Below are 15,372 nucleotides of genomic sequence, written 5' to 3' on the forward strand. Positions count from 1 at the left end.
CCGGATCGCGCTTCCCTCCGGCGTAAAATCAAGCGCGCTGGCTGGGACAACGCATTCCTCTTGGCCACCCTCAGCCATATGCGATAGCCCTGCCCGCAAGCGGGAGAGGGAGCGCACCTCCCTCGCGGACGCAACTCTCCCTTACTTCGACCGCTGCACCGCCGGCTTCTCGCTCTCCTGTCTTGCCGCCGACAGATTATGCGCGGTGTTGATCAGCGCGATGTGCGTCAGCGCCTGCGGGAAATTCCCGGTCTGGCGCCGGGCGACTGAATCGTATTCCTCCGCCAGCAAGCCGACATCGTTCGCGATGCCCACGACGCGATCGAGCAAGATCTGCGCCTTGTCGAGATCGCCGGCGAGCACATGGGCATCGGCGAGCCACAGGCTGCAGGCCAGAAACGCGCCTTCGAGCGGCGGCTGCCCCGCAGGCAGCTCGCGCGGATCGTGCCGCAGCACGAAGCCGTCGCGCATCAGGCATGTCTCGACCGCGGCGATGGTGCCACGGATGCGCGGGTCCGACGGCGGCAGGAAGCCCACGGCCGGCAGGAGCAGCACGCTGGCGTCGAGCAGCTTCGAGCCGTAGGATACGACGAAGGCATTTTCCTCCACGTCGAACCCCCGGTTGCAGACGTCGCGATGAATGGCCTCGCGCAAGGTACGCCAGTGCAGCAGCGGCGCCTTGAAGCCGAAGGTCTCGGCGCTCTTGATGCCGCGGTCGAAGGCGACCCAGGTCATCACCTTGGAGAAGACGTAGTGCCTGGGCTGGCCGCGCCGCTCCCAGATGCCGTGATCGGGCCGGTCCCACACTTCGGCCAGATGATTGAGCACGGCACATTCCAGCGCCCATGTCGTTTCATCATCGAGCTTGAGCTTGGCCATGCGCGACTGGTGGAAGGCGTCGATCAGCTCGCCGTAGACGTCGAGCTGGAGCTGCGCATGCGCGGCATTGCCGACGCGCACCGGCCTCGCGCCCTCATAGCCGTCGAGCCAGCCCGCCTCCCATTCCAAGAGCCGCCGCTGGCCCCAGATGCCGTACATGATCTGCATGTTCGCCGGCGAGCCGGCCGCCGCGCGCAGCAGCCAATTGTGCCAGGCCAGCGCTTCCTCGGTATAGCCCGAGTTCATCAGCGCCAGCAGCGTGAAGGTGGCGTCGCGCAGCCAGCAGAAACGATAATCCCAGTTCCTGCTGCCCCCGAGCTTTTCCGGCAGCGAGGTGGTGGGTGCCGCGACGATGCCGCCGGTCGGCGCGAAGGTCAGCGCCTTCAGCGTGATCAGCGAGCGCATGACGAGGTCTTGATAGTCGCCGTCGCGGGTGCAGTGGCCGCACCAATCCTGCCAAAACTTTTCGGTGTCCTGAAGCGCGATCTCCGGATCGATCGGCGCGGGCGGCTCCAGATGCGAGGGGCCGTAGGTCAGCACGAAGGGTACCGTCTCGCCGGCCTTCACCTCGAAATCGGACACCGTGGTCAGATCCTCGCCGCGGGTCTCGACCGGCGTGCGCAGCACCGTCATGTCCTGGCCGGCGATTGCCATCAGCGAATGGTCGATCCGCCGCACCCAGGGGATATCGGTACCGAAGCCGAAGCGGATGACGAGCTCCATCCGCATCTTCACCGCGCCGCTGACGCCGCGGACCAGCCGCACGATGTCGGACGCCTTGCCGCGCGGCGGCATGAAATCGATCAGCGCGACGGTGCCGCTCTTCGTCTCGAAACGCGTTTCGAGGATGAGAGTGTTGCCGAGATAGCGGCGCGAAATCTTCGTGACGTCCTCACCCGGTGCGATCAGCCAGCGGCCATTCTTGTGGGTGCCGAGGATGGCGGCAAAGCAGGCATCGGAATCGAAGGCCGGCCAGCACAGCCAGTCGATCGAGCCGTTGCGCCCGACCAGCGCCGCGGTCTCGCAATCACCGATCAGCGCATAGTCCTCGATCCTCTGAGACAATGTCGTGCGAGCCTTGAAAGAGCCCTTGTAACCTCGCGCGTCAACTCCCGCCATTCAGCGAACGTTCCCGCGTCGCGGCTCGCAAGGCCGTGAGGTCGACCTTCGCGGCGATCTTGTCGAGCGCGACCGGCAAGCGCTGACGCCAATTCGGATGTTCGTCGATCGTGCCGGGAATGTTGGGCTGGTCGATCACGCCGAGCAGATCCTCCATTGAGACCGCGAGCAGCCGCGACGGCGTGCGCGACAGGAAGGCCAGCACGGAATAGAGGTCGTTGGCACGAATGCCGTTCTGGCGCAGGATCTCGTCGAGCCTGCCGAGCGCATCCCAGCGCGCCTGGTCGTTCTCGCCGGGATCGAGCCCGAGCGAGCGCTTCATCTTGAGGTCGCTGAAGGAGCGCCAGCCGGCATAGGTCGACAAATCATGCGTGTTCAGCGTGACCAGTGCGTTGGGCCGGTAATGGTCGACGTTGCGGAAATGGCCGGCATCGTCGCGCTCGAACATCATGACGAGATAGGACCAGATACCGAAATCCTGCATCATCTCGCGAAAACCTTCCGGCACGGTGCCGAGATCCTCGCCGATCACGATGCATTTGTGGGCCGCGCTCTCGCGCGCCACCGCGCCAAGCAGCGCCTCGAACGGCATCTGCACATAGGCACCGTTGTCCGGCTTGAAGCCGCGCGGCACCAGATAAAGCCGCTTCAGCCCGAGCACGTGATCGAGCCTGATAGCGCCGGCATGGCGCATTGAAGCGGCGAGCATGTCGGCGAACGGCACGAAGGATTGCGCTTCCAGGCCGCCGGCGTTGAAGCCGGCAAGGCCCCAGTCCTGGCCGATGGTGTTGAGCACGTCGGGCGGCGCGCCGACGGCGAGATGACGGGAGATCGCCATCTGCTCGTTCCAGGCATCGAAGCCGTTGGACTGCACGCCGACGGCGACATCGAGATAGAGCCCGACGCGCATGCCGAGCTGGCTGGCAAGCTCCTTGGCAGCATGCAGCTGGCTATCTGCGGTCCATTGCACGAATTCGACGAACTCGACCTCGCGCTTGTCAGGCCCATTGCGCAAGCTGGCGCATTTTGCCTCATCAGGTTGCTGCCATTCAACCGGCCATTCCCACCATGGCGCGGTGAAACGATGGCGCAGCACCTCGAAGCAGGCGAAGCGGGACAATAGGGGCGCGCGGGCGGCGCGGAAGGCGTCGAACGCCTTGCGGCGCGCCGCGCTTGCCGTCGTCACGAAGCTGTCAAAGGCGGCGCGCAGCCCCAGCCATTTCAAAGCCGCCATATCGGCATAGGGGACGCGGTCGCCTTGGCGCAGACGCGCCGCGGTCGCGGCTGCGTCGGGGACGAGGTCTGGGGAGAATTCGGGAATGGCCTCGACGTCGATATAGAGCGGATTGAGGAACAGCCGGCTGTTCGGCGAATAAGGGCTGCAATCGGCCGGGTGGTCGTCGAACAGGACATGCAGCGGATTGAGCCCGACGCCGTCGGCCCCGAGCTGCTTTGCGAGCCGGACCAGATCGGCGAGATCGGTGAAATCGCCAATGCCCCAATTGCGGTCCGAACGGACGCTGTAGAGCTGCACGGCAAGCAGCCAGCCGCGGTCGAAATCGCCGCCGAAGGCGCGCTCGGGCGCCACGATCATCGGCACCTCTTCCGTCACACCTTCCGCATCAGTCAGTGTCAACCGGTGATAGCCGAGCGGCAGGCGGGCAGGCCAGGCGATCACGGGCTCGCGGGCCTCGCCCTCGGCGATCACCTCCGCCTTTGCGGTCAATTTCCACTTCAGTGGCGGCGCGCCGATCGTCGCCAATTCGGTGCGCGGATGCCCTAAGGCCCGGACCACGACCGGCCCGCTGACGAAGCGGTAAACCCGCTTCTCCGGCAGGGCATCGAGGATGGATTTGAGGGCCACGGGATCGGTGACCCGCAGCTTTCCGAGGGCGTCGATGAATTCGGATTGAACGCCCTTGATGCGGGCTTGAGCTAAAAGATCCATTCGGCACGCAGCTTGCAGGCCACCCTTTTGCCGGGGGCATCAATTTTAACGAGACGGTGGAAGACGTTAGTCAGCCCTAACTCGCAGACCGCGCTACCCGTTCCCGAGGGAACTAATGACACACAACCGGCTTTCTATATAGGTATCAAGCGTAGGTTCCCGACAAGGGAAACGGGCTCCTGCTTTCTTGTCAATGGCATCACCGTGAACAAGACAATTCAAACTGTCGAAAGTGCCGCAGCCGGCAGCGCTTTCCTGATCGAGGACGTCTATCCCGCAATCGACGCCGGCCGCTTCGCCGTGAAGCGGATCGCGGGTGAGCGCATGGAGGTGTGGGCCGATGTCTACCGCGATGGCGACGCCGTGGTCGGGGCCGCGCTGATCTGGCGCCGCGAGCAGGACCGCGACTGGAAGCACGAGCCGATGGACCATCGGGGCAATGACCGCTGGTCCGGCGGATTCACACCTGTTGAGCCCGGGCAATACGTCTATGCCGTCGAAGCCTGGACCGACGAGTTCGCCACCTGGTCGCACGGGGTCGCGCGCAAGCAGCGAATGGGTGCCGATGTCAGCCTCGATGCGATCGAGGGGGCCGGGCTCCTGACCAAGGCGCATGGCGCGCGACAGGACGCGGCGGCCGTCATCGTCAAACAGTGCGAGGATTATCTTCAGACTGGCGATGTCGCCTCGCTGCTTGCCGCCGAGCTCGGCAATGCCATGGCAGAGAGCCAGTCCAGGCCAGACCTGACCCGCTCGCAGCCCTTCCCGCTGACCGTCGACCGCGACAAGGCGCGCTTCGGCGCCTGGTATCAGATGATGCCGCGCAGCCAGAGCCAGGTCGCCGGCCAGCACGGCACGCTGCGAGACTGCATCGCCCGCGTGCCTGATATCGCCGCGATGGGTTTTGACGTGCTCTATTTCACGCCGATCCACCCGATCGGCCGTCGCCGCCGCAAGGGCCGCAACAATGCGCCGGTGGCAACCGAAGGCGAGCCCGGCTCGCCCTACGCGATCGGAGCCGCCGAGGGCGGCCACGATGCGCTGCATCCCGAGCTCGGCACCATCGAGGATTTCCGCGCACTGGTCGCGACCTGCCTGGAATATGGTCTCGAGCTCGCGCTTGATTTCGCCGTGCAATGCTCGCCCGACCATCCCTGGCTGACGCAGCATCCGGAATGGTTCAAATGGCGGCCGGACCGCTCGGTGCGGACGGCCGATGGACCCTATTCGGACATCGTGATCCCCGATTTCAATTCCGTCGACCGGGCCGGGCTATGGAATGGGTTTCGCGACGCCATGCTGTTCTGGATCGACCAAGGCGTCACCATCTTCGCCATCGACAACCACGACACCGCGCCGCTTGCGTTCTGGGACTGGCTGGTCCGCGACATCCGCCGCCGGCATCCCGAGGTGATCCTGTTCTCCAAGACGTTTGCCCGGCCGAAGCTGATGAAGGGCCTCGCCAAGCTCGGCTTTGCGCAGTCCTTCACCTATTTCCCCTGGCGCACGACAAGGTGGGAGCTGGAGCAATATCTCGGCGAGCTGACGCGCTATCCCGAGCGCGACTTCTATCGCCCGAACCTGTTCGTCAACACGCCCGACCTGCTGCCCTATCATCTCCAGAGCGGCGAAGCCTGGGCATTCAAGTCGCGCCTCGCGCTGGCGGGGACATTGTCGGGCAATTACGGCGTCTACAGCGGGTTCGAGTTGCTCGAACACGAGGCGATGCCCGGCCGCGAGGAATATCTGGATTCCGAGAAATACCAGATCCGGCAACGCGACTGGGACCGTCCCGGCAACATCAAGTCCTACATTGCCGCGCTCAACCGCATCCGCAACGACAATGCCGCGCTCCAGCAAACGGCGAACTTGCGGTTTCTCGGCGTTGAAGACGGCGAGACGATCGCCTTCGTCAAGGAAGCGGCCGAGCCTGCCAATACCGTCCTCGTCGTGATCGCGCTTTCGGGCCATTTGCGCGAGTGCTGGCTGCCGCTGGGCGACGTCACCGTTGACGCCGGCGGGCAGCGGCACCATGTGACGAAACTCGAAAACCTTCTCACCGGCGAACAGTCCCGCATCGAATGGGGCGGGATCAGGTTGCGTATCGATCCCGACCGCGATCCGGCGCTCTTGTTCCGCTGCCTGGCGTAAGGGGTCACGCCATGAATGTTCTGTCTTCCGTCGACACCAAGAAGCTTGAGGCTGCCGAGATCGTGGATGAGCTCTGGTACAAGGACGCCATTATCTATCAGCTCCACGTCAAGGCCTTCGCCGACAGCAACAATGACGGCATCGGCGATTTCGCCGGTCTGACCGAGAAGTTGCCCTATCTGCAGGAGCTCGGCGTCACCGCGCTGTGGCTTTTGCCGTTCTATCCCTCGCCGGGGCGCGACGACGGCTACGACATCGCCGACTACGGCTCGGTCAATCCCGATTTCGGGACCATGAAGGACTTCAAGCGCTTCATCCAGGAAGCGCAGAAGCGCGGCCTGCGCGTCATCACCGAGCTGGTCGTCAACCACACCTCGGACCAGCACAAATGGTTCAAGCGCGCGCGCCGCAGCCATCCCGGCTCCAGCGCCCGCAACTGGTATGTCTGGAGCGACACCGACCAGAAATACCAGGGCACGCGGATCATCTTCACCGACACCGAGAAGTCGAACTGGACCTGGGATCACGAGGCCGGCGCGTTCTACTGGCACCGCTTCTTCTCGCACCAGCCGGATCTCAATTTCGACAATCCGCGCGTGGTCAGCGCGCTGATCCAGGTGATGAAGCGCTGGCTGGACGCCGGCGTCGACGGCTTCCGGCTCGATGCCATTCCCTATCTATGCGAGCGCGAGGGCACCTCGAACGAGAACCTTCCCGAGACGCATGCGATCATCAAGCGCCTGCGCCACGAGCTGGATTCCTACTCCAAGGGCAAGCTGCTGCTGGCCGAGGCCAATCAATGGCCGGAGGACGTGCAGGAATATTTCGGCCGTGGCGACGAGTGCCACATGGCCTACCACTTCCCGCTGATGCCGCGCATCTACATGGCGATCGCGCAGGAGGACCGCTTTCCGATCACCGACATTCTGCGCCAGACACCTGATATTCCGGCAAGCTGCCAATGGGCGCTGTTCCTGCGCAACCATGACGAACTGACGCTGGAGATGGTCACCGACGTCGAGCGCGATTATCTCTGGACCACCTACGCCAACGACCCGCGCGCCCGCATCAATGTCGGCATCCGCAGGCGCCTTGCGCCGCTGATGGACAACGACCGGCGCAAGATCGAGCTGATGAACTCCCTGCTGCTATCCTTCCCCGGCACGCCGATCATCTATTACGGCGACGAGATCGGGATGGGCGACAACATCTATCTCGGCGACCGCAACGGCGTCCGCACGCCGATGCAGTGGAGCCCCGACCGCAACGGCGGCTTCTCGCGCTGTGACCCCGCCCGCCTCTACGCGCCGCTGATCATGGACCCCGTCTACGGCTACGAATCCGTGAACGTCGAAGCCCAGTCGCGCAGCCTGTCGTCGCTGCTCAGCGCCACCAAGCGGCTGATCTCGGTGCGCAAGTCGACGCTCGCTTTCGGCCGCGGCACCATGACCTTCATCCGCCCGGCCAACCGCGCCGTGCTGGCCTATGTCCGCCAATATCGCGACGAGGTGATCCTCTGCGTCGCCAATTTGTCGCGCGCAGCGCAAGCGACCGAGCTCGACCTGTCGCCCTGGAAGGATCGCATCCCGCAGGAGATGCTCGGCCGCACCCGCTTTCCTGCGATCGGCGAACTGCCCTACATGATCACGCTGGGGCCTTACGGCTTCTACTGGTTCCAGCTTCAGGAACGCGACAAGTCCGAGCCGGTGACGCCGCGCGCGGTGCCGGAGTTCGAGACGCTGGTGGTGCCGGTGAACTCGAACTGGGTGTCGCTCGCCCGCGAGCGCGGCGTGTTCGAGCGCGACGTGCTACCGGGATTCTTGTCGCGGACGCGGTGGTATCCCGAGCACAATCCCAAGCAGATCAAAACCACGCTGACCTCGGCCGTGCCGTTCTGCGACATCGGCGACAACAGGCCCTGGATCGCTTTTTTCCAGAAGGCCGACCAGGACGCCGCGTCGCGCTACGTGCTGCCGATGCAGATCGAGTGGGTGCGCTTCGACCGCGAGCGCTTCAACCCGAAGGCGCTCGCCGCCGTCCGCCAGGGTGCGCGAGAGGGCACGCTGCTCGACGTGGCGACCGATCAGATCTTCATCGGCCTGTTCCTGCGCAACCTCTCGCAGAATTTGGTGGTGGAAGAAAACAATCTGCGGCTGGAGTTCAAGGCGACGAGCCGCTTCGCCGATTACACCATCAAGGAGCCCGAACGCATCCGCGCGATCGAGCAATCGAACAGCACCGCGCTGGTCGACAACCAGTACGTCGCCAAGCTCTATCGCCAGCTCGAAGGCGGCATCAACCCCGAGATCGAGATCGGCCATTACCTCACCGAGGTCGCGCGCTTTGCCAATACGCCGGCGCTGCTCGGCAGCGTCGAGCTGGTCGAAGGCGATCAGCGCAGCACGCTCGGCGTGCTCCATGCTTATATCGAGAACCAGGGTGACGGCTGGACCGTGACCACGGGCTATCTCGATCGCTATATCGACGAGCAGCGCGTGCTATCGGCAGGCGAAACGCCGCGCGAGACCCAGGAGCAAGCGCCTTATCTGCACTTCATCGCGCAGATCGGCCGGCGGCTCGGCGAGTTGCATGTCGCCTTGGCGGCGGCAGGGCCGCACGATCTTGCTCCAGAGCCGATCGGCTCTGCGCACGCCAAACGATTTGTGTCCGACCTCAAGGCACGGGCCGAGCGGGTTTTCGAGCGGCTGGCCGACAGCCGCGACGGCCTGCGGGAGGCGGACCGACCGTTGATCGACCGGCTCGCCGCCGTGCGCACGTCCCTGCCCGACCACCTGAATGCGCTATTGCCTTCCGGGATCGGCGGGCTGAGCATCCGTCATCATGGCGACTTCCGCCTCGGGCAAACTCTGATCGTGAAGGACGATATCTTCATCATCGACTTCGACGGCGATCCGCGTCTGCCGCTGGCCGACAAGCGGCGCAAGGCGCCGGCCGCGCGCGACGTCGCCGGCCTGATCCGCTCGATCGATCTTTCGGTTAACGCGGCGCTGAGCCGTGCGCTCACGGGCGCTTCCGACGAGCAGGGCCGGATCACCGCCGCGCTCGACGAATGGCGCGAGCGAGCCGCCGCAACCTTCCTGTCCGCCTATCGCGAAGCCATGACCGATCGACGGCTGTGGCCGGAGGATCGGCAATCCGCGGAAGGCCTGTTAAGGTTTTTCCTGCTTGATCAAGCCTTCGATGAAGTAGAGTACGAGCTGTCCAACCGGCCTGAGGGGCTCCATGCGCCGCTGACCGGACTGCTTCGCATTCTGTCCAGTGCCGGGAGCGAAGCCCATGCCTAAACTGCCTGCCGAGGCCTATGCGATCATCGAGGGCCGCCACTCCGACCCCTTCCACTATCTCGGGCTGCACCCCGAAGGCGATAAAAGCGTGGTGCGCGCTTTTCTCCCCGAGGCCTCAAATGTCGAGGCAGTTGGCGAGCATGGCGAAGTCGCTCCGCTCGACCGCGTGCATGATTCCGGCCTGTTCATCGGCGCCCTGCCCAATGGCTCGAAGCACTATCAGCTGCGCGCAAAATTCGGCGGCAACGTCGTCGAGTTCGAGGACGCCTACCGCTTTCCGCCGATCCTGACCGATTTCGACCTCTATTTGCTCGGCGAAGGCACCGATCAGCGCCTCTACGACAAGCTCGGAGCGCATCCGATGCGGCTCGAGGGCATCGACGGCATCGGCTTCGTGGTACTGGCCCCGAACGCACGCCGCGTTTCCGTGGTCGGCGATTTCAATTTTTGGGACGGACGGCGCCATCCGATGCGGGTGCGCGGCTCCGGGTATTGGGAATTGTTCATTCCGCATGCCAAAGCCGGCGATCACTACAAGTTCGAGATCATCGGGCCGCACGGCCATCTGCTTCCGCTGAAATCAGACCCGATGGCCTTTGCCAGCGAAGTCCGTCCGAAGACGGCCTCCATCGTGTTCGACGAAACGCATTTGCCACGGCCACGCCCGGCGCCCGACGGCATCAACGCGCTGTCGGCGCCGATGTCGATCTATGAGGTGCATCTCGGCTCGTGGCGTCGCAAGAACGGCGATGAATGGCTGACCTATCGCGAGCTGGCCGAACAGTTGCCGGCCTATGCCCGCGACATGGGCTTCACCCACCTCGAATTCCTGCCCGTAAGCGAGCATCCCTTCGACGGCTCCTGGGGCTATCAGCCGACCGGCCTCTATGCGCCGACCAGCCGCTTCGGCACGCCGGAGGATTTTGCCGCCCTCGTCGATGCCTGCCACCGCGAGGGCGTCGGCGTATTGCTCGATTGGGTGCCCGGTCACTTCCCCGACGATCCGCACGGGCTAGGCAGTTTCGACGGCACCGCGCTCTACGAGCACGCCAACCCGCTCCAGGGCCGCCACCTCGACTGGGGCACCTTGATCTACAATTACGGCCGCACCGAAGTGACTAACTTCCTGGTGTCGAACGCACTGTTCTGGATGGAGCGCTATGCGATCGACGGCTTACGCGTCGATGCCGTCGCGTCCATGCTCTATCTCGACTACAGCCGGCCGCCCGGTGCCTGGATCCCGAACCAGTATGGCGGCCGCGAAAACATCGAGGCGATCAACTTCCTGCGCCGCTTCAACACCGAGGTCTTCGCGCGCTTCCCGCAGGCGACCACGGCGGCCGAGGAGTCCACCGCCTGGCCTCAGGTCTCGCGCCCCGTCGAGTTCGGCGGGCTCGGCTTCGGCTACAAGTGGAACATGGGCTGGATGCACGACACGCTGAACTACATCAGCAAGGACCCTGTTCACCGCAAGCACCATCACGGCGAGATCCTGTTCGGCCTGCACTACGCGTTCTCGGAAAACTTCATCCTGCCGCTGTCCCACGACGAGGTCGTGCACGGCAAGCGCTCGATCTTCGGCCGCATGCCCGGCGACGAGTGGCAGCGCTTTGCGAATTTGCGCGCCTATTACAGTTTCATGTTCGGCCATCCCGGCAAGAAGCTGTTGTTCATGGGCGCGGAAATCGCCCAAAGCCGCGAATGGAATCACGACCAGTCGCTCGACTGGCACCTGCTCGAATACAAGTATCATTCCGGCATTCAGTCACTGATCCGGGACCTCAACCGGCTCTATCGCGCGGTGCCGGCGCTGCACCAGATGGACTGCGACCAGGCCGGCTTCGAATGGCTGATCACGGATGACGCCAACCGCAACGTGTTCGCCTGGCTGCGCAAGGGATTTGACGAGCAGGCGCGGTGTCTCGTCATCATCAACTTCTCACCCAATGTCTATCGCAACTATCGCGTTCGTGTGCCCTTTGCCGGCAAGTGGAAGGAAGTGTTCAATTCGGACTCCGCCCATTATGGCGGCAGCAATGTCGGGAACATCGGCGAGGTTCATGCCGTTGAAGGCAAGGCGCCCGAGCTCCGCCTCACCATTCCGCCGCTCGCCGCGATCTTTCTCGTTCCGGAAAGCTGACACATGCGCCTGACTGCCGGATCGCCTGCACGCCTCGGCGCAAGCTGGGACGGACGCGGCACCAATTTCGCGCTGTTCTCCGCGAACGCACAGAAGGTCGAACTCTGCCTGTTCGACACGCAAGGCCGCCGCGAGCTCGAGCGCATCGAGCTGCCGGAAAGAACCGAAGATGTCTGGCACGGCTATCTCAACGACGTCTCGCCCGGCCAGCTCTACGGTTATCGCGTGCACGGCCCCTACGAGCCCGAGCACGGCCACCGCTTCAACGCGAACAAGCTGCTGCTCGATCCCTATGCCAAGCGGCTCGCGGGACGCCTGGTCTGGAGCGATGCGCATTTCGCCTACCGCACCGGGAGCCCACGCGAGGATCTGTCCTTCGATCGGCGCGACAATGCCCGCGGCATGCCCAAGGCCGTCGTGGTCGACGAGACCTTCAACTGGGGCCGCCGCGAGATCCGTCCCAATATCCCCTGGGAAGACACCGTCATCTACGAGGCCCACGTCAAGGGTTTGACCCAGAAGCGCGACGACGTGCCGCCGAACCTGCGGGGCACCTATGGCGGGCTGTCTTCGCCGGCGATGATCGAGCACCTGAAGAAGCTCGGCGTCACCACGGTGGAGCTGCTGCCGGTGCACAGCTTCGTCGACGACCGCATCCTGGTCGAGAAGAAGCTCGCCAATTACTGGGGCTACAACTCGCTCTCCTTCTTCGCGCCTGAGCTGCGCTACGCCCAGGACAATGCGCTCGACTCCTTCCGCACCACGGTGGCGCGCCTGCACGATGCCGGCATCGAGGTGATGCTCGACGTCGTCTACAACCACACCGCCGAGGGCAACCATCTCGGCCCGACGCTGTGCTACCGCGGCATCGACAACGCCTCCTATTACTGGCTCAACCGCGAGAACCCGCGCTATTACGACGACTTCACCGGCTGCGGCTCGTCGGTGAATCTCACCCATCCGCGCGTGCTGCAGATGGTGATGGACTCCTTGCGCTACTGGGTCGAGGTCTGCCACGTCGACGGCTTCCGCTTCGACCTTGCCACCACGCTCGCGCGCGGGCCGAACGGTTATGATCGCGGCATCTCGTTCCTGACCGCGATCCGGCAGGATCCGGTGCTTGCGACCGTCAAGCTCGTCGCCGAACCCTGGGACCTCGGCCTTGGCGGCTATCAGGTCGGCGCATTCCCCTCGCAATGGTCGGAATGGAATGATCGCTATCGCAGCGCCATGCGCCGCTACTGGAGCGGCGAAGGCAGCCTGATCGGCGACATCTCCAGCCGGATGACGGCATCGTCCGACCTGTTCAACCATGACGGACGGCGGCCGCGCGCCAGCATCAATCACATCACCGTCCATGACGGCTTCACGCTCGCCGACCTCTTCAGCTACAACGAGAAGCACAACGAGGCCAACGGCGAGGACAACCGCGACGGCTCCAACGACAACCACAGCAACAATTGCGGTGTCGAGGGGACGACCGACGATCCTCAGATCCTCGCCCTGCGCCGTCAGCTTCGCAAGAACGTGCTGGCTTGCCTGATGCTGGCGCAGGGCGTTCCGCTGATCCTCGCCGGCGACGAGGTCGGCAACTCGCAATCCGGCAACAACAACGCCTATTGCCAGGACAACGAGATCGGCTGGGTCGGCTGGGACAATCTCGGCAAAGAGGGCGACGACATGGTCGATTTCGTTGGCCATCTCGCCGACATCCGCCGCCGGTTCTCGCAGCTTCGCAGCCATCGCTGGCTCGACGGCCGCCCCGCAGACGGCGTGTCGTACGGCGCATTGTGGCTGACACCTGCGGGCGACGAAATGACGGAGAACGACTGGAAATTCCCGGAGGGAAGATTCCTCTCCTATGTGATGGGCCCGGTGGAACCGGGTGGGGCCGCGATCTTTATCGTACTGAACGCCGCCCCCGAAGAGATCGCATTCAAATTGCCCAAAATGACCGAATACAAGAGCTGGCAGCAGATCTTGAACACGACCGATGCCAAGCTGAATACGGTCGAGTTCCCGCCCGGGAGCGACAGCAAGGCGCCGCCGCGCTCGGTGCTCGCCTTCGCGGGGGCGCTATGAGGCCATCCTTCGGGGCGAGGCCGACAAAGGACGGCGTGTCGTTCCGCCTGTGGGCGCCTGGCGCGCGGCGTGTCGACCTCCTGCTCGACCGAAGACACGCGATGCAGCGCCGGCAGGATGGCTGGTACGTGGCCGAGATTTCCGGCCTCACCGCCGGCAGCCCCTACAAGTTCAGGATCGACGACGAGATCGAGGTACCCGATCCCGCCTCGGCCTTTCAGCCCGAGGATGTGTTCGGGCCGAGCGAGGTGATCGATCACGACGCCTTTTCGTGGCGTGCGCGCGATTGGCGCGGCCGCCCCTGGGAAGAGACGGTGCTGACCGAGACCCATGTCGGCACCTTCACCTCCGAAGGCACTTACCGCGCCATGATCGACAAGCTCGATCATCTCGTCGCAACGGGCATCACCGCGCTGGAATTGATGCCGCTGGCCGATTTCGCCGGGCGCCGCGGCTGGGGCTATGACGGCGTGCTTTGGTATGCGCCCGACAGCGCCTATGGCCGGCCCGACGACCTGAAGACGCTGATCGACGAAGCGCATCTGCGCGGCCTGATGGTGTTCCTCGACGTCGTCTACAATCATTTTGGGCCCGAGGGGAATTATCTCGGCCGCTATGCGCCGGCCTTCTTCACCGACGCCCACACGCCCTGGGGCAGTGCGATCGACTATCGCGTGCCGCAGGTGCGCGCATTCGCGGTCGAGAATGCGCTGTCCTGGCTCAGCGACTACCGTTTCGACGGCCTGAGGCTGGATGCCGCCAATCACATCATGGCGATCCCCGGCGAGCAATCGATGCTGCAGGACCTCAGCGTCGCCGCAGGCGAGCTTGCCAAGGCCACGGGGCGGCACATCCATCTCGTGCTGGAGAACGGCGACAATCGCGCCAGCCTGCTCGACGCGGCGCAGGAGCCGCCGAACGGGAAATATCGGGGACAGTGGAACGACGACTATCACCACGTCTGGCACGTGATGCTGACCGGCGAGCTCGCCGGATACTACGCGGATTATCAAACGCCGCGGCTCGATCTCGCCCGCGCGCTGGCCTCCGGCTTCGTCTACCAGGGCGAAGTTTCGGAGTTCTGGGGCAAGAAGCCGCGCGGCGAGCCGAGCGGCAAGCTGCCGCCGGCGACCTTCGTCAATTTCCTGCAAAACCACGACCAGATCGGCAACCGTCCGCTCGGCGACCGGCTCGAGAGCCTGGCATCATCGCAGCAGATCGAAGCGGCGCTCGCGGTGTCCCTGCTCGCGCCGATGGTGCCGATGCTGTTTCAGGGCGAGGAATGGGGCTCCACGGTGCCTTTCCCGTTCTTCTGCGATTTCCACGGCGAACTGGCCGATGCCGTCCGCAAGGGGCGCAAGCAGGAATATGCCTGGGCTTACGAGAAGTACGGCGACGAGGTGCCCGACCCGCTCGATCCGGCAACGCTGCAATCAGCCGTGCTCGACTGGACCGGCCGCACGCCGCAGCAGGACGCGCGGCTCGCGCTGGTCCGGGAGCTGCTCGCGCTTCGCCGCAAGGAGATCATGCCGCGGCTGAGGGGCGCGAGCTTCGGCGAGGCCGAGGCGGCCGACAGCGGCCTGCTCACCGCGCATTGGCGCATGGGCGACGGCACCGTGCTTCGCCTGTCCGCCAACCTGTCGGACCAAGAAATCATCTCCAATATCAGCGCGGGTACGCCGATCTGGGGCGGCGAGATCGGCGACCGGCTTGCCCCCTGGTCGGTGGTCTGGCGCCTCGGAGGTTAG

General features: G+C 64.5%; 7 protein-coding genes. 5 read left to right on the forward strand and 2 right to left on the reverse strand.

Annotated features, from left to right (window positions below; translation table 11 throughout):
* Positions 1 to 141: 141 nt before the first annotated feature.
* Together GGD67_RS34900 and malQ are read right to left on the reverse strand one after the other, a co-directional pair.
* Positions 142 to 1,944 carry a glycoside hydrolase family 15 protein gene (locus GGD67_RS34900; protein WP_179739405.1) on the reverse strand — a complete coding sequence of 601 codons (1,803 nt, stop codon included), beginning with the start codon at positions 1,942 to 1,944 and terminating at the stop codon, positions 142 to 144.
* A gap of 40 nt (positions 1,945 to 1,984) precedes the next feature.
* The gene (malQ, locus tag GGD67_RS34905; RefSeq protein ID WP_179739115.1) at positions 1,985 to 3,946 is read right to left on the reverse strand and encodes a 4-alpha-glucanotransferase; all 1,962 of its coding nucleotides are present in this window, start codon (positions 3,944 to 3,946) and stop codon (positions 1,985 to 1,987) included.
* Positions 3,947 to 4,150: 204 nt separating this feature from the next.
* Between malQ and GGD67_RS34910 the strand changes: the two genes are divergently transcribed.
* Genes GGD67_RS34910 through treZ form a run of 5 tightly spaced genes read left to right on the forward strand, consistent with a single transcriptional unit; the run spans position 4,151 to position 15,372 of the window.
* Positions 4,151 to 6,097: a maltotransferase domain-containing protein gene (locus tag GGD67_RS34910; protein ID WP_179739117.1), complete on the forward strand. Its 1,947-nt coding sequence runs from the start codon at positions 4,151 to 4,153 to the stop codon at positions 6,095 to 6,097.
* 11 nt (positions 6,098 to 6,108) lie between these two features.
* Positions 6,109 to 9,402, forward strand: coding sequence for a maltose alpha-D-glucosyltransferase (gene treS / locus GGD67_RS34915; RefSeq protein WP_179739119.1), 3,294 nt, complete (start codon positions 6,109 to 6,111; stop codon positions 9,400 to 9,402).
* Complete coding sequence (gene glgB, locus GGD67_RS34920) at positions 9,395 to 11,542, forward strand: 1,4-alpha-glucan branching protein GlgB (protein ID WP_179739121.1); 2,148 nt, start codon at positions 9,395 to 9,397, stop codon at positions 11,540 to 11,542. Before treS ends, glgB begins: the two co-directional genes overlap by 8 nt.
* A 3-nt stretch (positions 11,543 to 11,545) precedes the next feature.
* Positions 11,546 to 13,624, forward strand: a complete 2,079-nt coding sequence (gene glgX, locus GGD67_RS34925) for a glycogen debranching protein GlgX (RefSeq protein WP_179739123.1) — start codon at positions 11,546 to 11,548, stop codon at positions 13,622 to 13,624.
* A complete protein-coding gene (gene treZ / locus GGD67_RS34930; RefSeq protein ID WP_179739125.1) occupies positions 13,621 to 15,372 on the forward strand; it encodes a malto-oligosyltrehalose trehalohydrolase in 1,752 nt (583 codons plus the stop codon). The genes glgX and treZ overlap by 4 nt, the downstream gene beginning before the upstream one ends.

The organism is Bradyrhizobium sp. IAR9 (genome assembly GCF_013408065.1).
GTDB lineage: Bacteria > Pseudomonadota > Alphaproteobacteria > Rhizobiales > Xanthobacteraceae > Bradyrhizobium.